Genomic DNA, 21,808 nt, shown 5'->3' on the forward strand with positions numbered 1-21,808 from the left:
TATTTTTTTTACAATATCCCCAACTTTACCAACAGAAGTCAAATAGGTTAGCCGTCCTCTTTTTCGGTAAACTATTTCTTGAACGAATCCAAAATTAATCCTAATTATGAGTGAAGTAGCCACCCGTTTTGCTCCCGGCGTTGTGACCGGAGAAGGCGTTACCGAAATTTTCCGTCACGCCAACGAAAATGATTACGCCCTTCCCGCCGTCAATGTTGTTGGCACGGACTCCGTCAACGCCGTACTGGAAACAGCTAAAGCGGTTAACTCTCCGGTAATCGTTCAGTTCTCGAACGGTGGAGGTATTTTCTACGCCGGTAAGTCGCTGCCTAACGATAAGCAACAGGCTGCCATTGCCGGTTCTATTTCGGGAGCTTTGCACGTTCACCATATCGCTGAACTATACGGCGTTCCCGTTATTCTGCATACCGACCACTGCGCCAAAAAACTGCTTCCCTGGATTGATGGTCTGCTGACTGCCGGTGAAAAGCATTTTGACCAAACGGGCAAACCCTTGTACTCGTCGCACATGCTCGACCTGTCGGAAGAGCCTATCGAAGAGAACATCGAAATCTGCTCGAAATACTTTGAGCGCATGGCTAAAATCGGCATGACGCTCGAAATTGAACTGGGTGTAACGGGTGGTGAAGAAGATGGCGTCGATAACACGGACGTTGATGATTCGAAACTGTACACGCAGCCATCCGAAGTAGCCTACGCCTACGAAGAACTGAGCAAGATTTCGCCGAACTTCACGATTGCAGCTGCTTTTGGCAACGTACACGGTGTATACAAGCCGGGCAACGTGAAATTGTCGCCAATCATTCTGGACAATTCGCAGAAATACATTCAAGAGCATTACAACACGGGACCGCTGCCGGTGAATTTCGTATTCCACGGTGGATCGGGCTCAAGCCGCGAAGAAATCCGGGAAGCCATCCGTTATGGTGCCGTGAAAATGAACCTCGACACCGACATGCAGTGGGCCATGTGGGAAGGTATCCTGAAATACTACAAGTCGAAAGAAGGCTATCTGCAATCGCAGCTGGGTAACCCCGAAGGTGCTGATTCGCCAAACAAAAAATATTATGATCCACGGGTGTGGTTGCGTAAAGGTGAAGAAAGCATGGTGCAACGCCTGAAAATCGCGTTCGAAGATTTGAACTGCATCAACCGACTGGCCTAGTCAGTTTTCGGTTCAGGGTTTAGACGAGTGCCGGGTTAATCAACCCGGCACTTTTTTTATGCTGTTTTCAGCCAATGGTAAGCATACCAACAGCAATTCAAAGCAATAAGTGTTTTTACTTATGTAGTAACCTGAGTATAAATTATGTCGATGATTTTATAGTAGAAAGTAATCCCTAAAAGCCTCTAAATGATAGAAAGTAGACGGGGGGAGTATCGTACAAAATCCTTAACTTTCAGTATAATATACCGCTTTATGTGATGTATTGTGGAAAAAATTGGGTTTTATCTGATTTTTCGTTTACATGGTCAATATACTTCCGTAAAGAACAGGATTGGTTAACTCAACAACGTTATTCATTTAAGATGATTTTAATTTAATATGAATTTGATCCGCTCTGCGTTACGAAAGCCAATAACCATTTTGGTGCTCGTAGCCAGCCTGTTTTACTTCGGTATAGGTGCCGTTCGCACCATCAAGATTGACATATTCCCGAACCTGAATCTGCCGGTTATTTACATTTCCCAACCGTTTGGTGGCTATACACCCAACCAGATGGAGTCGTTCTTCGGGAAGCAATACGTCAACCTGCTGTTGTATGTGTCGGGGGTAAAAAGCATCGAAACGAAGAACATTCAGGGGATCACGCTCCTGAAACTGTCGTTCTATGAAGGTACCAACATGGCGCAGGCCGCTGCGGAGGTGTCTGCCTACTCGAACCGGGCGCAGTCCAGCTTTCCGCCGGGTTCGCAGCCGCCATTTATTCTCCGCTTCGATGCCTCGACGTTGCCGGTCGGGCAGTTGGTATTGAGCAGTCCGCAACGAACCAACAACGAACTACAAGACTTAGCCAACGTTTACATTCGTTCGGGCTTTACGTCTATTCCGGGGCTGGTATCGCCCGCTCCCTTTGGGGGTAATGCCCGGTCTATTGTGATCAAAGCCGACCCGGAGTTACTTCGGTCGCACAACCTGACGCCCGATCAGTTGGTAGCCGCCCTGCGGATCAACAACCAGGCAACCCCGGCCGGAAACGTGCGGATTGGTGATTTCAACTATTTTACGCCCGCTAATACAACCGTCAAGAATATTCAGGATTTCGGTGATATTCCACTTTATACCGGGACGGTTCAAAACCTGTATCTGAAAGACGTTGCCACCATTGAGGATGGCGCCGATATTACGCAAGGGTATGTACTGGTCAATGGGAAGCGTTCGGTGTACCTGCCCATCACCAAGTCAGCGGATGCGTCGACCTGGGAGGTGGTACAGAATCTAAAAGCGGCCTTGCCCCGTTTTCAGGCCCTGCTGCCCGAAGATGTCAAACTCACCTACACCTTCGACCAGTCGGTGTATGTGATCAATGCGGTCGAAAGTCTGATGACCGAGGGGGCCATTGGTGCTATTCTGACGGGGTTGATGGTCCTGCTCTTCCTGGGCGACGTTCGGGGGGCGCTGATCGTGATCATTACCATTCCGACCTGTATTATCTCCGGCGTCCTGTTCCTCTCCCTATTCGGGCAGACGATCAATATTATGACCCTGAGTGGTCTATCGCTGGCCATCGGGATTCTGGTCGATGAAAGTACGGTAACCATTGAGAACATTCACCAGCATATGGATATGGGCAAAGTCAAAGCCCTGGCTATCTGGGATGCCTGTAAGGAAATCGCTTTCTCGAAGCTGCTGATTCTGTTTTGTATCCTCGCGGTGTTTGCCCCGGCTTTCACCATGACGGGTATTCCGGGGGCGCTGTTCCTGCCGCTGGCACTGGCCATTGGCTTCTCGATGGTTACGTCGTACCTGATGGCGCAAACGCTGGTGCCGGTGCTGGCCAACTGGATGATGAAAGAGCACCATCCCGCCAGCAATGGGAAAGCCAGTAAGCCAGAGGCTGTAAACGGCCATGCGATTTCGGCTAACGGCAATGGAAAGGCGGGCGTAAACGGTAAGCACACGCAGGATGACTTACTACAGGAAAAGATAAAAATAGCGCATCGGATCGACCTGAATAATGACGGTAAAATCAGCTTCTTTGAGCGGGTACGCGCCCGTTTTGTGCGGTCTATCGGCCGGATGCTGCCTTACCGTAAAGCCATTGTAGTGGTCTATGTCGTTGGTGCACTGGCAGTTGCCTTTGTACTGATCAACTCCATTGGCCGCGATGTGCTGCCCAAAGCGGGTGGCGGTCAGTTTCAGGTTCGGCTTCGTAACCCCGACGGCACCCGTCTCGAAAAGACCGAAGCGACCATGCTCAGGACCATCGACGTGCTGAATAAGATGGTTGGAAAGGAAAACATTGAAATCACCTCCGCCATGGTGGGTATGCACGGTGCCCAATTCTCGACGAGCCCTATTTACCTATTCATGGCCGGACCTCAGGAGGGTGTTTTGCAGGTGAGTCTGAAACACGACTACGATGTTGATCTGGATGAGTTGAAGGACCGATTTAGAGCCAGCATGAAGAAAGCGCTGCCGGGGGTGAAACTCTCCTTCGAACCCATTGAGTTGACCGATAAGATTCTCAGCCAGGGGTCGCCTACGCCCATCGAAGTCAAACTTTCGGGGAAGAACAAGCAGCAGAACGAAGAATACGCCAACAAGGTGATCGCCAAACTGAACAAGATTCCGTACCTGCGGGATGTGCAGATTGGCCAGGCTACGAAATCTCCATCCATCAACGTCAATATCGACCGGGTACGGGCCGCTCAACTGGGTACCGATATATCGGCCATTTCGCGCTCACTGATTGCCGCCACTTCCTCGTCGCGCTATACCGAGAAAAGCGTCTGGATCGACCCCAAATCAAGCCAGACCTACACAGTTCAGGTGCAGGTTCCCGAAAACCGGATGACCAGCGTTAATGATCTGGGCGAAATACCCATTCTGCCGAACTCAAACCGGCCGGTGCTCAGCGATGTAGCGACTTTACAGGAAGGGACTACCTACGGCGAAAACGATAACATTGGAGCCATACCAGTGCTGTCGGTAACGGCTAACCTGAATGATATTGATCTGGGAACAGCCGCCCGTGACGTGCAAAAAGCCATCGACTCGCTGGGCGAGCTACCGCGTGGCTTGACCGTGAAAATGCAGGGATTGACGCAAGTGCTCATCGACACGCTCGATAGCCTGCAAACGGGTCTGATCACAGCTATCATGGTTATTTTCCTGATGCTGGCCGCCAATTTTCAGTCCTTCAAAGTATCGCTGGTGGTGTTGTGTACGGTGCCTGCCGTATTGGTTGGTTCGCTGGTGCTGCTGATGCTGACCGGCTCAACGCTCAACCTGCAATCGTATATGGGCATGATCATGTCGGTGGGGGTGTCCATTTCCAACGCGGTACTCATGGTGACCAATGCCGAAGAATTGCGTATGCGGAACGGCAATGCAATGTTGGCGGCTCGGGAAGCGGCATCGTTACGGATGCGCCCTATTCTCATGACCAGCGTCGCGATGGTGGTGGGTATGATTCCGATGGCATCGGGTTTGGGTGAAGGCGGGTCGCAGTCGGCACCGCTGGGCCGGGCCGTTATTGGCGGTCTGATCGCTTCGACCTTCGCAGCCTTGTTTATTCTGCCACTGGCTTTCGCCTGGGTACAGGGCAAAACCTCAACCGAATCGGTATCGCTCGATCCCGAAGATAAAGACAGTAAACATTACATTTCTCCCTCGTATGAAACGGTCACTAAATAAACCAGTACGCGGTCTGCTTGTGCTGACAAGTAGTCTGTTACTGGCCATTGCGCTCACGAATTGTCATTCCTCGGAAAGTAAAGCGGAAGCAAAAGAAGAAGATGAGAAAGTTGAGGCTCCCGCAGCACTGGAAACGTTTTCGCTGAGCAGGGGCAAGCTGTCTTCGTCATTGCATATACCCGGCGAACTGGTTGCCTATCGTGATGTAGATATTTATGCTAAAGTCAGTGGTTTCATCAAATCGCTGCATGTGGATGTGGGCTCTGACGTGAAACAGGGGCAATTACTGGCCTTAGCCGAAGCCCCGGAACTGAGTGCCCAGCTTACCTCGGCTGAGTCGAGATTGAAAGCGCAGGAGGCCACGTCTATCGGTAGTCGGGCCAATTATGAGCGGGTACTCGAAGCCAGCAAATTCTCCGGAGCCGTTTCGAAGAACGACGTTGATCTGGCCTTAGCCCGACGAAATGCCGATCTGGCCCAGTTGGATGCCGCCAAATCGGCCTATCGCGAAGTGGCTGATTTGAAAAAGTACCTCGAAATCAGAGCACCGTTCAACGGGATTATCAGTGCCCGTAACGCCAGCACCGGTGCCTACATCGGGCCATCGGGCAAAGGCTCCGAATTTCCCCTGTTTGTGCTGACAGAGCAGAAGCGGTTGCGTCTGGTAATCTCCGTGCCGGAAGCGTACACCGGTTATGTCGATCAGAATGACCCGGTAAGTTTCAGCGTTAAGACGTTCCCCGATAAAAAATTTACGGGGCAGATTAAACGGCTTTCCGGCGCGCTGGACAAGCGCCTGCGCGCTGAGCGGGTGGAAGTGGATGTAGTGAACAATGACAGAAAGTTGTTGCCGGGTATGGTCGCTGAAGTAACTCTCCCATTGCCAACCAAAACCAGCACGTTCGTGGTGCCGAAATCCGCTATTGTCAACTCTTCGACGGGCGTTTTCGTCATTCGGGTCAATAATCAGAAAGCAGAGTGGGTGCCCGTCAAAAAGGGGCTGGAGGCCGATAATAAAATCGAAATATTCGGTGCCGTTAACGAAGGCGACAAACTGATCACATCGGCTACCGAAGAGATTCGCGATGGTTCGTCGGTTAGTGTGAAGTAGAGACCGCACCGGCGGACCGGCAATACTTTGCGTCTCATTTCGCGTCAGCAAAAACCATCCGGACGAATGAGACGCAAAGTATTGCCGGTCCGCCGGTGCGGTCTCTACTTCACATAGCCCAACTTCCTCGGAATGGTATAAATCTCCGTTTGCCGACCGTCGATGTAGCGGAAGGATTTGCCGTCGAAAAAGCCGTCTTCTTCCAGCATGATGCGCACTACTTTTTTCCATTCCGGAATCTCTACGGCGGCATTGAGCTCGATGGAATAGGCAGTGTTGGCTAACAGCGGATAATCGCCGGGGCCGGGAACGCCCTTTTGCTGATCCCATAAGCCAATGGTCGGGCCGGCCGCGTGGCCGTGCACACCGATGGGGTGGGAGTAGATGGTTCCGTTGATGCCTTCTTTCTTCGATTGCTCCAGAGCTGCCAGCAACATCTGATTGCCGGTTTTACCTGCGCTGAACTGCTCGGTCAGGATTTCCTGTAAGCGATTGCCTTGTTTGAATGCAGCCTTGATCGACTCCGGAACGTCGGTTTCGCCGGGGCGCAGGATGTAGGCGTGTTGCTGCTGGTCGGTGTTCAGGCGCAGGTAGGTGATGCCGAAGTCGACGTGGATCAAATCGCCGGGCATGATGACTTGCTTGTCGGGGCGCTTGGAGAAAGTGCGGAGGTGGTTGAAATCCGTCTCGTCGGCTCGTTGCACATCAACCGTTGGGTGGAACCAGGTGTCGAGACCCAGGTTCGTGATGCGCTGGCGAAACCACCAAACTACATCGTCGGTTGTGGTTACGCCCGGCTGGATTACCTGCTCCGAAAACCCTTCCTGAATGATCTGGTGCGAGAGTCGGCAGATGAGCGGGTAAATGGCCATTTCCTTTTCCGTCCGCGTTTCGAGCCAGCCAACGGCTACTTTCTCCGCAGACACAATGCGTTTTTGATAATCGCCGGGGAGCTTTTTTATGAACTCTTCGTGCTCCGAGAACGAAAGACCATCCGCGTGGCCGTAGTTGGTGGACATGTTCAGGCCGATTTTCTTCGGCTTGCGGTCTTCGATGATCTTCGCCAGCGCTTCCCATTGATTCGGTCGAACGTCGATGTCCCACGCGCCTTTCAGCAGGTTGCCGACATCGTAGCGGGCAATGGCCAGCTTTTCCAACTCCTTTCCATTATCAAAGAAAACGATGATCGTTCGTCGACGGGCCGAAAGCCACGTACTGGGCAGCATGGTTCGCAGCACGGGGTCTTCGTTGTATTCCCGGGAGATGATCACCCACATATCGATGCCCTCGCGACGCATGAGCTGAGGCAGAAAATTGGTGAAGCGGTCGTCCAGAATTTCGTCGATCACCCGCGACCGGTCGCGCTCGGATAAAACAGTGGATGGTGACGGGCTTTGTGCGAAGGTCGTGCCCAGGATAAGCGAAAATGTGAATAATTTTATCAGAAAGTGTACTGATTTGTGCATAGAGTTCAGGTTATCAACAGTTTGTAGCAAGATACACAAAGACGTTACAGATTTTTAACAATTGGGTAGACAACGTTTTCGTTTCTGTGTGCATCTTGCCTTTAAGGCAGCCACTGATAGTGCTGACTGGTTGTCGATGGAAATTGGTTGTTTGTAGAAAAAATATACCCTGTTTTTCGTTTAACGAGTACATTCGTACACTTGTCAACTCCCGCTTGCATGAAGTCTTTACTACTCCTGTTGCTTATATGCCTGTATATATTGCCCACCAATGCACAAACGCCCACTACCGGCCTGCGTGGGACCGTTAAAAATGCACAGGGCGACGTTCTTCCTTTTGCAGCTGTAATTGTAAAAGGTACCCCAAAAGGAACGATTACCAATGCAGAAGGTCGGTATGAAATCGCGCTGGAACCGGGTAAATACGACATCATTTTTCAATATCTGGGTTTCCAGACGATACAGAAACCCGTTGAGATTACATCTGGCTTCGTTACGATGGATGCCACCCTAGAGGAACAGGCACTTCGGCTGGCCGAGGTGCAGACCAAAGCGGGTAACGAAGATCCGGCTTACACCATTATGCGCCGGGCCATTGCCAAAAGTCGGTTCCACCAGTTGCAGGTGCAGCGCTTTAAGGCGCGGGTTTATACGAAATCATCCTTTACCGTCATTGACCTGCCTAACCTGGCCGAAATGGCCTTCCGAAAGCAACTGAAAGAGGCTGAAAAAGAAGCTAATTTTAAAGTGGGGGTGCCATTGCTCAATGAAACCGTTGCCGAAGTAACGTTCAGCCAGCCCAATACCTACCGGCAGCGGATCATTGCCAACCGAAATTCGCAGGGTGATTTTCTCAGCCCCAATCAGTTTTATAACGCCAGTTTCTACAGCCCGACCATTGCCGGGGCGGTATCGCCGTTGTCGCCTAAAGCATTTGCCTATTATAAATTCGAGTACAAAGGCACATTCCGGGAGCCGGGTGGGGTAGAGGTGAGTAAAATTCAGGTGATTCCCCGGCAGTATGGCGAAGGCGTTTTTCGGGGTACAATCTACATTCTGGAGAACACCTGGGCCATTCACAGTCTGCAACTGGAGACCGTTAACAACATCGGGGTGTCTATTACGGTGCGGCATATCTGCACGCCCATTCAGGGTGTCTGGATGCCAACCAACCAGCGGTATGAGGGTAAAGGAACTTACCTGGGCGTGAAAGCTGCGGGCTACTATATCCGGAATCTGACCTTCAGCGAGTTTGTGGTCAACCCCGCTTTTGTGGAAGATATTGAAGTGGCCGACGAGAAGAAAGCGCCACCTACCCAAACCCTGTCCAAAGGCGAAATCAAGGGGCGCAATATGGACGAACTAGTCAAAAAGCAAAAGGAATTCTCGACCAAAAACCTGCGTCAGATGGTTAAGGAGTATGAAAAGCAGGAGAAACAGGCGCGGAAGAATCGGAAGGAAGACGTTACCGTGGTGCGGGATGACTCGCTGGTAGTCGATTCACTGGCACGTAAACGCTCGAATGTGTTCTGGGATTCACTGCGCTCGGTGCCGCTGACAACGGCCGAAATCAAGAGTTACCGAAAAGCCGATAGCCTGGGTTTGGTCAAAGAAATAAAGGTGCTTACCAAGGTGGATAGCCTTAAGCAGGATAGTCTCGCGTCGGCGAAAAAGAAAAAGTCGCCCAATAAATTTTCGCCGGGTCAATTGCTGAGCGGGCATACCTGGCGGCTTACCAAACAGAGTTCGCTGATTTACACCAGCCCGCTGGAACGCGTCGAATACAACACTGTTGAGGGATATACAGTAGAAGGAGCCTTGAACCTGCGCTATAGGGCCAAAGTCGATTCACTGAATCGGTTCCGGCAGATTCCGCTAGGGGAGTGGAACATCGGCGGTACCGGGCGGTATCAGTTCGGCCGAAAGGGGTTTGTGGGGTATGGACTAGGTAGTTATCAATACAAGAGCACGAAACTGAGTGTATCGGGCGGGCGTTACCTCTATCAATACAACCCGGATAACCCCATCAGTCCGTTTCTGAATTCGTTGACGACCTTGTTCTTCGAGCAGAATTTCGCCAAGCTTTACCAGAAGGATTTCCTGAACCTGACGGTTACGGCCTCGCCGTTCAAAGACCGGGTCTCGTTGACGGGAAGTCTGGAATATGCCCAACGCACAGAACTGGCCAATTACCGGGAAGACCTGAAACCGTGGATCAACTGGCGGGAGCGGACGTTTACGCCAAATCGGCCTGACAATGCTGAGGTGGAAACGACGGCTTTCCCCTCCCATAATGCGTTAGTGCTTAATCTGACGGCTTCCGCCAAACTGGGTGCTACCCAATACACAATCCGCAATGGTCGGCGGATTGCCCGGCGGGATAACGATGCGCCCTTGCTGACGCTCAACTACCGGAAAGGGATGCAGGATGTGGACTATGATTTTCTACAGGCCAGTATTAGCCATTCGTTCGAAACGGGCATCCGAAGCCGGTTGAATTACAAACTCAGCGCTGGGTCTTTTCTGAATGACCGGCAGGTGTATTTCCCGGACTTCAAGCATTTCGAAGGGAATCAGTTTTTCTTCCAGCAGGGCGATGTTGTGTCGACCTACCGGCTGTTGCCGTATTACCAGTACAGCACGGGCAAACGCTTTGCCGAAGCCCACGTGCTGGCCGAGTTTCGTAAGTTTTTCGTGACCCAGCTCACGCTGGTTAGGCTGCTCGGACTGAAGGAAAACCTGTTCGTGCATTACCTCTACACACCGGCCTCCAAGAACTACACCGAAGTAGGTTATGGTCTGGATGGCCTGATTCCGCAGGTTCTGCCTTTTTTTCGGGTCGAAGTTATTTCGCAATGGCAAGACGCCAAATACCAGGGGCTGGGCTTCCGGATTGGCACAACGCTGAAGTTTGGGCGGTAGCGCGTTTGTAGCCTGGCCGGCGTACAATTTATAGGCATGTATTCTTAACATCAGCGTCCCACTGCTTAGTCAGGTGGGACGCTTTTTTTGCCCGTAAGTCATACCCTCGCTATTGCTGAATTGGACGAAGTGGCGTAACAAGTACAAGTACATTGTTGAAAAAAGGTTAAGTCAGGCAGGTAACCTTTCCGCTCAGTTGGAATAAACAAACGAAAGTTCGCTTAAAGGACCAGTAAAGGCGGAAATCGGAAAGTTGGACAACGAGTAGATAAAACTTTCTAAAAGACCACTCATATAGACGATTTAGCTTGTGCTACCCTTCATAAACAGAGGCTATTTGGTGTATAAGGCTACTCTTTTGGCCGTAATGTCCCCAATTTGATAGATAATGTCCCAAAACAGACAGCCCCTCTGATCTTTTAAACTAACCTTTGCTCTACCCAAAGCGGGTACATTTTTCCACATAATTTATAGTAATCCAAACGTATGTCGTTCAACACTACATTTTCGAAATTTATCAACACTCTGTTTCTGTCTTTAACAATTGTTGTTTTTTTAGCCGCCTGTAAAGGGGAAGTAGGCCCAAAGGGCGACACCGGTGCTACGGGTTCTGCGGGTGCAGCAGGTGCTACAGGACCTACGGGTACGACAGGTGCTACCGGTGCAACCGGGCCACAAGGGGCAACTGGTGCTGTTGGGCCTACCGGACCTTCCAGTATCACCCAAGTTACGTATGCCAGCTCCTTTTCTCTTGCTGCAGCAAACGCTAACTTTAATCTCAATTTACCAGGTTACATAACGAAAGCAGTTATTGATAAGAGTCTGGTAGTCGTATATCTACAGTCTCCTTCTTTAGGGCCCCAAGTGTATCAAATACCTGGAAATATGGGTGGAGTAAATGGCGATGTGTTTGGCTATGTTATTTATGCTTCTTACCCAACTGTTCAGACTATTAATGTCTATCGCACAGCAAGTTCAGGTGTTTCTTTGACACAGATTAGTCTGGCAAGGGTATTAATTATTCCGGCAGCTACTGTAGTTAATGGCCGGAAAGCCGCCGTTGATTTTAATAACTACGAAGCTGTCAAGGAATTTTACAATCTAACTGATTAGGAGTTATTTCCACCGGTTGCTCTGGTGAGCCGAACCCTTCGGAGCAACCGGTTCGCATTGATCTACTTCGCTAGGTATTCTATCCACACTATTTCAATTGATTGGCTTGTTGAGGATCGCTCCTTAAAAAGCGAGCTTCCTTCAACGGCCAGCGCACAAACTGGTCTACTTTAACTACTCATGTCACATTTTTGGTTATAATGTCTCCAATTTTATAGATTATGTCCCAAAATAGAAAGTGAATGTAATCTTTTGGGCAGACCTTTGGCAGAATGGCTGGAAATATGTAAAGAATGAATTTTTAAAACCATTTTCCATAATTAAACCATTTTACACACTCTAAATTTTATTTTTATGAAAACCGAAGAACCACAAACCACAGAGGACTCCAGCGCAAAACAACCAAATCCTCCTATTACAAAACCCGCAATTGCATAGCAAACGATGAAGAAGTTACCCCTGGGTCTCTGAGTCAGGTATGTTCGGTGATTAATCAAGTGCCATTACTATGGGATAGTATGACTCTACTCACAATTAATCACCTGCATCGCTTGTGTGACCCAGGGTCTAACAACTGAATTGCCAACGTTTATAGTACCAATTTACTATTGAACCTGTTAAAAATTCATTTTCAAAGCGGCAACAACATAATTCGCAAATTAGACACGGACATACAATTGTATTTTTAACCAACGATGATCAGTCAATTTTCTTTAGCTAATTTGGGAATAAGGGGTTACGGCTTTAGGGATCGACAATTAGTGGTACTCATACTCTCTTCAAATCATTTACGTTTGACCCATCTGTCTAGCTAAATTATCACAAAGCTTAAAACAACCGCCTTGTCATGGGTAAAATAGTTATAGTCCGTTTCAGTTTCTTTTTCTTTATTTCCTTAAGCATAGGGAAACAGATTGGCTATACTAAAAATCAATTGACTGATTGGTCTCAACCGAATACTGTAGATACGCTTATGGCTTATCGGGAGCTGGTTGAGGCCGATTCGCTCAGAGACAAAGGGCAATACAGTCAGGCCATCAAAGCTATCCAAACGGCTCAACGTATATATGAACGGGGAAAGTATAGGGTGCGGGTTATAGACTGTTTAGTTAGATACGCAAGTATTCTGGATGCGGCTGATCTTCCAATCCAGTGCATGCAAGCACTGCGGAAAGCTCAAAATTATGCCAGCCTCTATCCTAAATTAAATCTGCATCGGTTAAAAGCTGATATAGATCTGAAGTTTGCAGAACTGTATATTCCCATGCGAAAATCGGATAGTGTTACTTACTTTCTGAACAGAGCAGAACCTGTTTTTGACAAAATAAAGGACTGGGAGAAATTTACGTATTGTGAAATACTGCGAGCCGGTGACTACTACTATGCCTCCAATTTCAAATGTATGGAAGTTAGTTTATCATTGGCTCTACAGCGGGCCAAACAAAAATTACCACAGACCAACGATACCTTTAGTGTTATTTACAGGTTGCAAGGGGTTATGTATGATGCGCTGGGCGATTATGAAAAGGCGATTATGGTTGCTCAGGACGGCTTGCGGGCTGTACTTGCCAAGCCTCGGTTAACCTCACTGGATTCTTCATACGTTGTAACATTTTATAATAACATAGGAGCCATGTATTACTCAAAGGGCGACTATGACCGAACGATTGATTACTACACTCAGGCGTTACAATTTGCTATGAGGCAAAAATCCCCTCCTGTGCCTACGCTGCTGAGTATTTATCAAAATATAGGCTCAACTTATAATAAGCAGGGAAATACGGACCGGGCAATGGCTTTTTATATGCAAAGTATGAAATATACTCAGGGCGCATATGTTCAGCAGATTGCCGCAATTTATTTCAAAATAAGCGGTCTATTTATCAAACAAAAGAATAGTCAACAGGCTCTCTATTATCTACAGAAAGGAGCTCTGCTTCAGAAAAACGAGCAGAAAGATATTGAGATTTATTACCTGCGAAAAGCAGAATGTTATGTATTGCAGCGCCAGTTTCAACAAGCGCTCGACACCTATGAGGTAGCCATACAGGCATCGCAGCATAACCAGAATGCGCCTACAGAGACGATCATTCGGCAGAAGATGGCCGATGTGTATCTACAGCAAAAGAACTACCGCGACGCCTTGCAACAGGTGAAGCAGGGTTTGGCCATTGTTTATCCAAGTCGTAGAAAAGGCGGAGACGAAAACGCATTCCAACTAAGCCAGACGGGTGACCGGCTCTCGCTTCTGGAATTACTATGTCTCAAAAGTAAAATTTACCAGCAATGGGCCGTAACGGCAATAACGCAACCGATACGGCAACAACGACTGCAAACGTGCCATCGCTTAAATCAAACCATTACGACCTTATACGACACCCTCCGGCTTAACTACCCCTGGGAAAATTCTAAGTACTTACTGGCTCAAAAGGCCAGTCCGTTTTATAAGGGGGCTATGGAAGTGGCTTTACAACTGCATCAGCTAATTGGCCAGGAGCTATACCTGAACCATGCCTTTGGTTTTGCCGAAAAAAATAGAGCTGTCGTTTTACAGGATGCCTTAGCGGATACCCACGCCCGGCAACATGGCGATATTCCCGAAAAAGTCTGGAACGATGAAAAACGACTCCGCATCAACCTTATTTTCTATACCCGAAAGTTGATTGAAGCGACTGCCTCCAAGGATTCGTTACGAATGACCCGCTATCAGCAGTATCTGTTCGAGAACCGCAGAAAGCTGGAAGCGTTGACAACCAACTTTCAGAAGACCTACCCCGAATATTACCAACTCCGGCACGATACCAGGCCGGTTTCGTTGCAGGCAGTGCAGGTGAGACTAAGCCGGTCTCAGTCGAGTTTTATTGAATATGCCGAAGGCGTAGATGATCTGTACGCCTTCTGTATCACACCAACCACCCGTCGCGTTGTTCGCATCGGAAAAATTAGGGCTATTGAGCAACAGGTGAATCGCTTACGGACCAGTTTAACGGATTATGCTATGGTGACAGAGTCATCGAGCAAGGCTTATAATCTGTTTACGCAAAGTGCCTATCAACTCTACAACGTGCTCATTAAGCCGGTTGTACCCATACAAAACGCTTTTCCAAAACACTTGACCATAGTTCCCATAGGTAGTTTGAGCTATGTGCCCTTCGACAATCTGCTGGATGCCTCACCTGTTCGTTCGAAGTCATCGTCTTATGCCCGATTGCCTTATTTAGTGCGTAAGACGGCTATTAGTTACGCGTATTCGGCCAGTTTGTTTGTCGATGTATCGCCGGTGAAATCAACAACCCAGGCAGGTACCTTACTGGCTTTTGCGCCTGCTTATTCATCCGCTAATCAACGCACGACGGTAAGCCCCATGTACCGGTCAGGCAATCAAACGGCTGGAGAAACGCCTTTGTCTGAAACGCAGCAGGAAGTAAAACAAATCACTGGTTATTTTAACGGACAAGCTTATCTGGATAAGTCCGCAACCAAAAGCCAGTTTCTACAACTGGCTGAAGGATACGATGTTATTCATCTGGCTATGCACAGCCGGGCCGATGAGCAGAATTCAAACCAGAACACGCTCTTTTTTACACCGGAAAAAAAACAGTCCAACAGCCACCTGGATGCTTACGAAGTAGGTGGTTTGCAACTGAATGCCCGCATGACTGTATTGAGTGGCTGCGAAACGGGGTATGGGACGTATCAGGTTGGCGAAGGGGTGCTTAGTCTTGCCCGAAGTTTTATCCTGGCTGGTAGTAAAAGCGTCGTGATGAGCCTGTGGAAGGCAGAGGATAGAGCCAGCGCCAGCATCATGGATTTATTCTACAAAGGATTGGCTGATGGCCTGTCAAAAGACGAAGCCTTACGGCAGGCTAAGTTGACGTATATAGATAAGAGTGACGACTTGACGGGTCACCCCTTGTTCTGGTCGGGTATTGTGGTTATAGGCGACGCTTCCCCATTGGTTTTACCAAAGCACAAGATTCTGTTGTGGCTAAGCTCACTGGTACTTATACTACTAACGATCCTGGCATGGCGACACGGAAAGACAATGTTGAACATGTACTTCTTTACGAAAGCCAAGTTTCAATCTACGTCTTCGTACTAAGTTCAGAAGCTCTATTTATTAAAAGTCAGAAAATGAAATCATAAATCAACATTAGGAAGACTCGTTTACAAGTGAACAGGGTAGGGTTTGGCAAACAAATAGCTGGACTTGTCGAGTAAGGGAAATAGCCTATAGGCCGTAGAAAACGTATTTATCATAGTGACTACGTGGGCCATATATGTATATTTACAAAATTTCCCGCCAAGACCTGACATTTGTGAATACCTCTGATACACCTAAAGTCGATACGCTCTTTATTAATGGCCTGCGAACGGGCGATGCTGTGTTGCTAAAGGAAATATACAGCCGTTTCTTTTCGGGAATTAAACAGATGATCCAAACCAACGCGGGAAGTCTGGATGATGCCAAAGACATTTTTCAGGATGCCTTGATGATCATCTACCGGCAGGCGCTACGCCCGGACTTTACCTTAACGGTGGCCTTTTATACGTATTTGTATTCGGTTTGCCGTAAGCTCTGGCTCAAACAACTCAGAAATCGTTCGACCAAGGGAGAGGTAGAAATAACCGAAACGATGGATATTATGGAAGAGGGGCTTCTGGAAGCGATTACCCGGAATGAACAGTACAAACTGTATCAGGATAATTTTCGTAAGCTGGGCGACGACTGTCAGAAGCTCTTACGCTTGTTCATGGAAGATCGGAGTGTGAAAGAGTTGATGGCCTTGCTGGGATATAGCAGCGAGTCGTACACCAAGAAACGTAAGTTTCAGTGCAAGGAGAAACTGATAAGTTTAATAAAAGAAGACAGCCGGTATAGGGATTTATACTGAACGAGGCAATGGACACGAAAGAAGAACAATACGAACGCATTGAGCGATACCTGGCCAATTCACTGTCTACAGATGAACAGCAGGCTTTTGAGCGGACACTACAGCAAGATCCGGTAATGGCTCATGAAGTGCTAATACATCGCCACTTGTACGAAGCGATACGGAATGAAGTGCCGGATAACCTGATGGCGCGGGCTTTACAAAAAGCAGCCAATGATTATTTTGCCGATGAGTCGCAGCCGGAAGTTGTGGTGCCGCAGGCGACAGCCAGTAAGAAATCACGCCATGTACCCTCCTGGTACTGGATGGCAGCCTCTGTTGGTCTGGCGCTGGTAATGGGAGCGGGCTTGTTTTATGTAAATAACACCACAACGGTTTCAAATCAGGAACTGGTGGCCGGTAATTTCACCGTCTACGAAGCCCCGGCTGTTTTTCGATCTGGCGGTAAAGATGAGGCACCTATTCTTAAGACTGCTTTTGTGGCGTATAACCAGAAGGAATACCGGAAAGCAATTGACTTTTTTCAGAAAAGTTTATTGGAAAACCCTCGTCAGGTTGTTCCCAATTTCTACATTGGCCAATGTAAGCTGGCGCTGCACGATGCGAAGGGCGCTATTCCCGCTTTCCAGAAAGTGGTCGATCATGGCGACAATGCCTATGTCGTACAGGCGAAGTGGTATCTGGCTTTGGGGTATATTGACCTGAATCAGAAGGAACAGGCAAGTTCATTACTCCGCGAATTAAGCCAGCAAGGTGGCCCATATGGCGAGCGGGCAACTCGTATGCTGAACGAGTTATCAAATTGATACGGATCTAAGCCGTATACCTCCAACAGATTGTCTTATAAAATCTTTTCTAATGCCTCGAACGCATTAGCGAAAACCTTGTTCCCCCTGGGTGCTATAGTAAGTTGACCGTTTGGTTCTCCTCCCCACCCAATAGCACACTAAGCGATCTTTAGCTTCATTCTGTAAAATCTTCTCTTTTTCTCTACTTGCCCCTGCGGGTAAGGTTGCTGCTATGCGTAGGCGTTTTGGCCGGGGACTACTTTATTCCTGCTGAAAAATACTATAGTGGATTAGTGGCTTGTCTACTACTATCAATGAGCCTGACACGGTGATCTTCTTTCAAAAAATGGCTTTTTAACCTAAAATCTTTTTTTCTTTCACCAAGGAAAAATTTGATAAATCGTTTCAAACCAAGCAAATAGATACTGGGTAATTAGCATAATGTGGCCTGATCAAAAAATAATTCAGTTAAAGAGGTAACCTTTAGCTTCGGCTGGAATAAACTAATGAGAGCTAGCTAGAAAGAATAGTAGAATGGCATATGACTAATGGTGTTTCAGCTATTTTCTAAGTCTTTTTTACTTCAGTTTAGCAGTAAAATAATAATGAGTGGAGTTTAGAACCCACTATAAAAAACGGGCTTATCCACAAGGGCATTTATTGTGGAGGAGATGTCTGAAAAGCCTTAAGAGTAGGAAGAAAAAACACTATTATGTCAACCTTACCAAAAGTATTTGTATCAGCAGTTGATGAATCCAAAGGAGTTAAGACAGTTATTAAAGATTTGAAAATTTATCAGGAAAACAACTGGGCAATTGGACTTAATGGGGACACTTTTATGCCCGATGGATTTTTGGGTTTTTTTACAAATCGGAGCCTTTCTTTTAAGTTCTATGTTCAAAACAATGGCGTAAGTATTGGACTGCCAACTGCATATGATGAGAACGTGAGTACCCTTGAAGTTTATATGAGTGCCTTCGTAGAAGCAGAAAAAAACAGTTGCACTACTACAATTGATGAACTTAAATCATATCAATCAAAAAATTGGGCTATTGGGTTAGATGCCAGTACGCTTCAACCAGATAGCTTTGACTATTTTTTTGCTGCGAGATCCTTGCCTTTTCTTCCTTATGTACGAATGGATATGGTTTCTATAGGTGATCCTACTGCTTATGACAAAAACATTGAAACTTTAGAAAAGTATATTGCTGAGATGTAACATTAAGAACCTGTTTAAGTTTTTATTTTTCAAGGTTAGTTAGTCGTTTTTGTTATCCTGAGGAACGAGGGATCTTCGGTAGGAACAAAAAACAACCCAACTGCCGAACATCCCTTGTTCCTCGGGATGACAAAAAATACTTATTGCCAACTATTTATAAAAATTTAAACAGGTTATAAGATTTAAGTTTAATGGTAGTTTTTAAAGTCTACTGGTTGATTTACCATAGCATTTACTAACTATAACTAAGCTTAATAAAAATACTACTAGTGGAGTCCAGAGCCCACTTTAATAAACGGGGCGGATAACGAAAAGCCTCACGAGTAGTACACCCTTTTATTTGCAAGAAAATGGCAACACAAACATTACATGAAAGCACGTTGATCGGGATTTATTTGTTAAAAGGAACCTTGGGTAATTTAAATATGCCAGGTGCGCCTATTATGCACTTCTCTTTAGTGGTAAATCCATCTACAGGAAATGTTACAGGCTTTGTTGAAATTACACGAGCTCTCGCGCCACCACATGGAAAGATTATTGTTCATAATTTAACAGGACAAATTCACGAAACAGGCTTTGGTAAAGCTGAACGTATAATAGCCTTAGTGGGCACATTCCCTGTTAGCGCTATTCCACCTGCTATTGGGCTATATTTTGAGAAATTTTCAGCCATTATAGTGATTGAAAAGAATTCTCATGGACATGGTAGTTTCACCGATGGAAGCCAGCATATTAAAAATGTTCCTCTCCACATCGAAGGAAAATAGGGCATTGAACCCAATAGCTTAATTGATTAACAAAGCAGGTACACTATCGGATTTAAAGCTCTGATAGTGTACCTGCTTTTGGCATCAGTACGTTCTCTAACCGTCCTCCTCCTCACCTTCCTCTTTCTTTCCTAACCTCACAAAAGAACCCCGGTGGGGAGTGGGCAAAACACTCTTCGGTTCGCAGACGGTTTGCCAGAAAACCTTGCTGGTTGCCGGGATCGCCTATCCGTTAAGTCTTGAGCACCCTCAGTCGTTTGTTTAAATCAAAGTCTACTCTCTGCCGGACTTCAAACAGTCGTTCAATTAGCGGCTTATTTATTGTTACAACTTCACTTGGTACGCGTCTTTCAGTTACGCGGTCTATCTCTTTAATACGCAGGCTGGTTAAACGCCCATTTCGGCAGAGCTACCCATATTCCATATAAACAAATAGCACGAAAGCCCCCTAATTCACTAACAATAAGATAAAACTCAGGTAATCAAGAGGTCACAGGCGGAGCCGTACTTTGCGCAAACCAAAACGTACGTATGAACCGTCGGGACATCGTAAAACAAATGGGCGCGGGCCTTGCGGCTCTTTCCGTAAGGTCTCGGGCATCTGCCCAGGCTAAAACACCACCCAGGCAACGGGTACTGCGAGTTGCCCACCTCACCGATGTACACATGCAGCCGATCATTGGTGCGGCTAAAGGCTTTGAAAAATGCCTTCACCATGTACAGAGCCTACCCGATAAACCCGACCTCATCATCAATGGAGGTGATGCCATTATGGAAGCTCACGGTCGGGGAAAAGACAGCGTAAACCGACAGTGGCGACTCTATCAGGATGTTCTTCGCAGCGAAAACACCCTGTCTGTCCTAAGCTGTGTGGGTAATCACGACATCTGGTGCAAACAGGAAACAAAGGGTTGCTTTGAAGCCGGGCGTCAGTGGGCAATGGATGAATTCCAAATGACGAAGCGCTTTTATAGCATCGACCGGAATGGCTGGCGCATTATCATGCTGGATAGCGTACAACCCAAAGCCGATGGAAGCTGGTACACGGCTCATCTGGACGACGAACAATATCATTGGCTTGAATCGGAGTTGAAAACAACACCCAGCTCAACACCCATTCTGGTGGTGTCTCACATTCCGATTCTGGCAGCTTGCGTGTTCTTTGATGGACAGCGATTTGCCGATGAAAACTGGAGTGTTCCGGCTCGCTGGATGCACAGCGACACAGTTCGTCTGACGAACTTGTTTCATAACCACCCCAACGTGAAAGCCGCCCTCAGCGGCCATATCCATTTAACCGACCGTGTCGACTATAATGGCGTCTCGTATTATTGCAATGGAGCGGTGAGTGGCGCGTGGTGGTTTGGTAACTATCACCATACCGCAGCCGGTTACGCCCTGGTCGATTTGTATGACGACGGGACGGTCGAGAATAGGTATGTGAACTATGTCTGAACCGCACGGATTTCCATGGTTTATGCAAGCGTTGGCGTATAATTTTTGTCATATTTCTGCTGGCGGTGAACCACTGAACAGACTCGATGGATCAGTTTATTTCGAACTGCATTCAGCACCAACATCTTATTTTTACCCTCAGCAACCTTACGTTGATAATAAATTTTCAACTCACGGCACGGGCCGCCCCGCTTTCATCCGGATAGCTGACATCGCCCCCAGATGAAAGAGTGATTTTAGCCGCAAACGGGCATGGCGGCTAACGCGCGTTTTGCCCCGCACACTGCTACCCGATCTATATTCGAAAGGGGCGACACCAGCGTGACAGGCAAGTTTTTTGGGATCGCTGATGGCCTTGAATTCGTTGGTCGCCACCAGAACTTCAGCCGCAATGGCATTCCCAACGCCAGGAACAGAAGTGATCCGACCGAAAACGGGGCCGCCCGTGCGGCTCTTTTAAGCGATCATCACTCTGAATGAGTTCATTGATTTGCTTCTCAGCAGTTGCCAAATCGGTATTGATAGCTTTGAGAGAGGCCTGGCAATTTTTAACCAGTTGCTTTTGCACCGACTTTTCTACGAAGCCCTGTTGCTCGTTAAGGGGTTGCCGGAGTTGCTGACGGATCCTTAGAAGCCGTTGACGAAGAGCACTCATAGCGGCCAGTTTTTGCAAAACGGGCCGTGGCGGCTGCCACAGGCACATTTTATCTCGAAAGCGGAAAGCATATCGCACCGGCGACCCGGTCGGCAATACGGACTGCATCAATGGCGTCAGATTTACCTCGTTGAAGACCGCCTGCTTTCTTAATCTGCAGACTACTTTCTAACCGCACCGGCGGCCCGGCAAAGGGGAAAAGAAAGTTTATGTAGGTAGGCCAATAAGTGGGCATTGTAGATGCCTGTATGTTCAGCACAGCAAACCGACTGACTAGCCTTGAAACCTGGTAGTGCCCTGATGAGTCTAAGAGTGGCCTTGATACCTTTTTCGGTATTCTCAGACTGGCTTTGCAAGAGTAGAGTTTTACCATCGAAGACGGCCCAGTCTAAGGTGGCTTTTGAAACGTCAACACCGATAAAATAGCACATGTCCATGCAAGATCGTAATTTAGGCAGGGCCGCCTGTGCGGTGGTTAATAAGTTCTTGCTTTGGTGCTCAAACCCTTGCTAATGGGGCTAAATCCCCGAATTTC

The 21,808-nt window shown here is 47.7% G+C and carries 14 protein-coding genes; 11 read left to right on the top strand and 3 right to left on the bottom strand.

Annotated features, from left to right (window positions below):
- The first annotated feature begins 106 nt into the window (after positions 1-106).
- From fbaA to CRO74_RS00130, 3 genes are all read left to right on the top strand, one after another.
- Positions 107-1,186, top strand: coding sequence for a class II fructose-bisphosphate aldolase (fbaA, locus tag CRO74_RS00120; protein WP_097123988.1), 1,080 nt, complete (start codon positions 107-109; stop codon positions 1,184-1,186).
- Between the two features lie 381 nt (positions 1,187-1,567).
- Complete coding sequence (locus tag CRO74_RS00125; RefSeq protein WP_097123989.1) at positions 1,568-4,882, top strand: efflux RND transporter permease subunit; 3,315 nt, start codon at positions 1,568-1,570, stop codon at positions 4,880-4,882.
- A complete protein-coding gene (locus CRO74_RS00130) occupies positions 4,863-5,993 on the top strand; it encodes an efflux RND transporter periplasmic adaptor subunit (RefSeq protein WP_097123990.1) in 1,131 nt (376 codons plus the stop codon). Before CRO74_RS00125 ends, CRO74_RS00130 begins: the two co-directional genes overlap by 20 nt.
- Positions 5,994-6,097: 104 nt before the next feature.
- Here the strand turns inward: CRO74_RS00130 and CRO74_RS00135 are convergent, their stop codons facing one another.
- A complete protein-coding gene (locus CRO74_RS00135) occupies positions 6,098-7,459 on the bottom strand; it encodes a M24 family metallopeptidase (RefSeq protein WP_097123991.1) in 1,362 nt (453 codons plus the stop codon).
- A gap of 219 nt (positions 7,460-7,678) precedes the next feature.
- On the opposite strand from CRO74_RS00135, the gene CRO74_RS00140 reads away from it, so the two are divergent.
- The 8 genes from CRO74_RS00140 (at position 7,679) to CRO74_RS00175 (ending at position 20,618) form a co-directional block, all read left to right on the top strand.
- Complete coding sequence (locus CRO74_RS00140; protein ID WP_097123992.1) at positions 7,679-10,381, top strand: DUF5686 and carboxypeptidase regulatory-like domain-containing protein; 2,703 nt, start codon at positions 7,679-7,681, stop codon at positions 10,379-10,381.
- A 486-nt stretch (positions 10,382-10,867) separates the two neighbouring features.
- Positions 10,868-11,494 carry a hypothetical protein gene (locus CRO74_RS00145; RefSeq protein WP_097123993.1) on the top strand — a complete coding sequence of 209 codons (627 nt, stop codon included), beginning with the start codon at positions 10,868-10,870 and terminating at the stop codon, positions 11,492-11,494.
- 973 nt (positions 11,495-12,467) lie between these two features.
- Entirely contained in the window at positions 12,468-15,596 is a 3,129-nt protein-coding gene (locus CRO74_RS00150) for a CHAT domain-containing protein (protein WP_179830087.1), read from the top strand.
- A 217-nt stretch (positions 15,597-15,813) separates the two neighbouring features.
- On the top strand, positions 15,814-16,389 hold the full coding sequence (locus CRO74_RS00155) for an RNA polymerase sigma factor (protein ID WP_179830088.1): 576 nt from the start codon (positions 15,814-15,816) through the stop codon (positions 16,387-16,389).
- Positions 16,390-16,397: 8 nt separating this feature from the next.
- On the top strand, positions 16,398-17,195 hold the full coding sequence (locus CRO74_RS00160; protein ID WP_097123996.1) for a tol-pal system YbgF family protein: 798 nt from the start codon (positions 16,398-16,400) through the stop codon (positions 17,193-17,195).
- A 694-nt stretch (positions 17,196-17,889) separates the two neighbouring features.
- Positions 17,890-18,396, top strand: a complete 507-nt coding sequence (locus CRO74_RS00165; RefSeq protein WP_097123997.1) for a hypothetical protein — start codon at positions 17,890-17,892, stop codon at positions 18,394-18,396.
- A gap of 350 nt (positions 18,397-18,746) precedes the next feature.
- The gene (locus CRO74_RS00170; protein ID WP_097123998.1) at positions 18,747-19,163 is read left to right on the top strand and encodes a DUF1842 domain-containing protein; all 417 of its coding nucleotides are present in this window, start codon (positions 18,747-18,749) and stop codon (positions 19,161-19,163) included.
- 531 nt (positions 19,164-19,694) lie between these two features.
- Entirely contained in the window at positions 19,695-20,618 is a 924-nt protein-coding gene (locus CRO74_RS00175) for a metallophosphoesterase family protein (protein WP_097123999.1), read from the top strand.
- Between the two features lie 171 nt (positions 20,619-20,789).
- Here CRO74_RS00175 and CRO74_RS31865 read toward each other — a convergent pair whose 3' ends face one another.
- Positions 20,790-20,993: a transposase gene (locus tag CRO74_RS31865; protein ID WP_245877716.1), complete on the bottom strand. Its 204-nt coding sequence runs from the start codon at positions 20,991-20,993 to the stop codon at positions 20,790-20,792.
- A 7-nt stretch (positions 20,994-21,000) separates the two neighbouring features.
- Positions 21,001-21,381 carry a hypothetical protein gene (locus tag CRO74_RS31870; protein WP_245877717.1) on the bottom strand — a complete coding sequence of 127 codons (381 nt, stop codon included), beginning with the start codon at positions 21,379-21,381 and terminating at the stop codon, positions 21,001-21,003.
- Positions 21,382-21,808: the final 427 nt, after the last annotated feature.

This window comes from Spirosoma fluviale (genome assembly GCF_900230225.1).
Taxonomy (GTDB): domain Bacteria; phylum Bacteroidota; class Bacteroidia; order Cytophagales; family Spirosomataceae; genus Spirosoma; species Spirosoma fluviale.

Excerpts from the sequence above, each read along its gene's own strand:
- CRO74_RS00130 (WP_097123990.1), top strand. The coding sequence starts at position 4,863 with ATGAAACGGTCACTAAATAAACCAGTACGCGGTCTGCTTGTGCTGACA.
- CRO74_RS00150 (WP_179830087.1), top strand. The coding sequence starts at position 12,468 with ATGGCTTATCGGGAGCTGGTTGAGGCCGATTCGCTCAGAGACAAAGGG.
- CRO74_RS00170 (WP_097123998.1), top strand. The coding sequence starts at position 18,747 with ATGGCAACACAAACATTACATGAAAGCACGTTGATCGGGATTTATTTG.
- fbaA (WP_097123988.1), top strand. The coding sequence starts at position 107 with ATGAGTGAAGTAGCCACCCGTTTTGCTCCCGGCGTTGTGACCGGAGAA.
- CRO74_RS00135 (WP_097123991.1), bottom strand. The coding sequence starts at position 7,459 with ATGCACAAATCAGTACACTTTCTGATAAAATTATTCACATTTTCGCTT.
- CRO74_RS00125 (WP_097123989.1), top strand. The coding sequence starts at position 1,568 with ATGAATTTGATCCGCTCTGCGTTACGAAAGCCAATAACCATTTTGGTG.
- CRO74_RS00160 (WP_097123996.1), top strand. The coding sequence starts at position 16,398 with ATGGACACGAAAGAAGAACAATACGAACGCATTGAGCGATACCTGGCC.
- CRO74_RS00140 (WP_097123992.1), top strand. The coding sequence starts at position 7,679 with ATGAAGTCTTTACTACTCCTGTTGCTTATATGCCTGTATATATTGCCC.
- CRO74_RS00175 (WP_097123999.1), top strand. The coding sequence starts at position 19,695 with ATGAACCGTCGGGACATCGTAAAACAAATGGGCGCGGGCCTTGCGGCT.
- CRO74_RS00145 (WP_097123993.1), top strand. The coding sequence starts at position 10,868 with ATGTCGTTCAACACTACATTTTCGAAATTTATCAACACTCTGTTTCTG.
- CRO74_RS00165 (WP_097123997.1), top strand. The coding sequence starts at position 17,890 with ATGTCAACCTTACCAAAAGTATTTGTATCAGCAGTTGATGAATCCAAA.
- CRO74_RS31870 (WP_245877717.1), bottom strand. The coding sequence starts at position 21,381 with ATGCAGTCCGTATTGCCGACCGGGTCGCCGGTGCGATATGCTTTCCGC.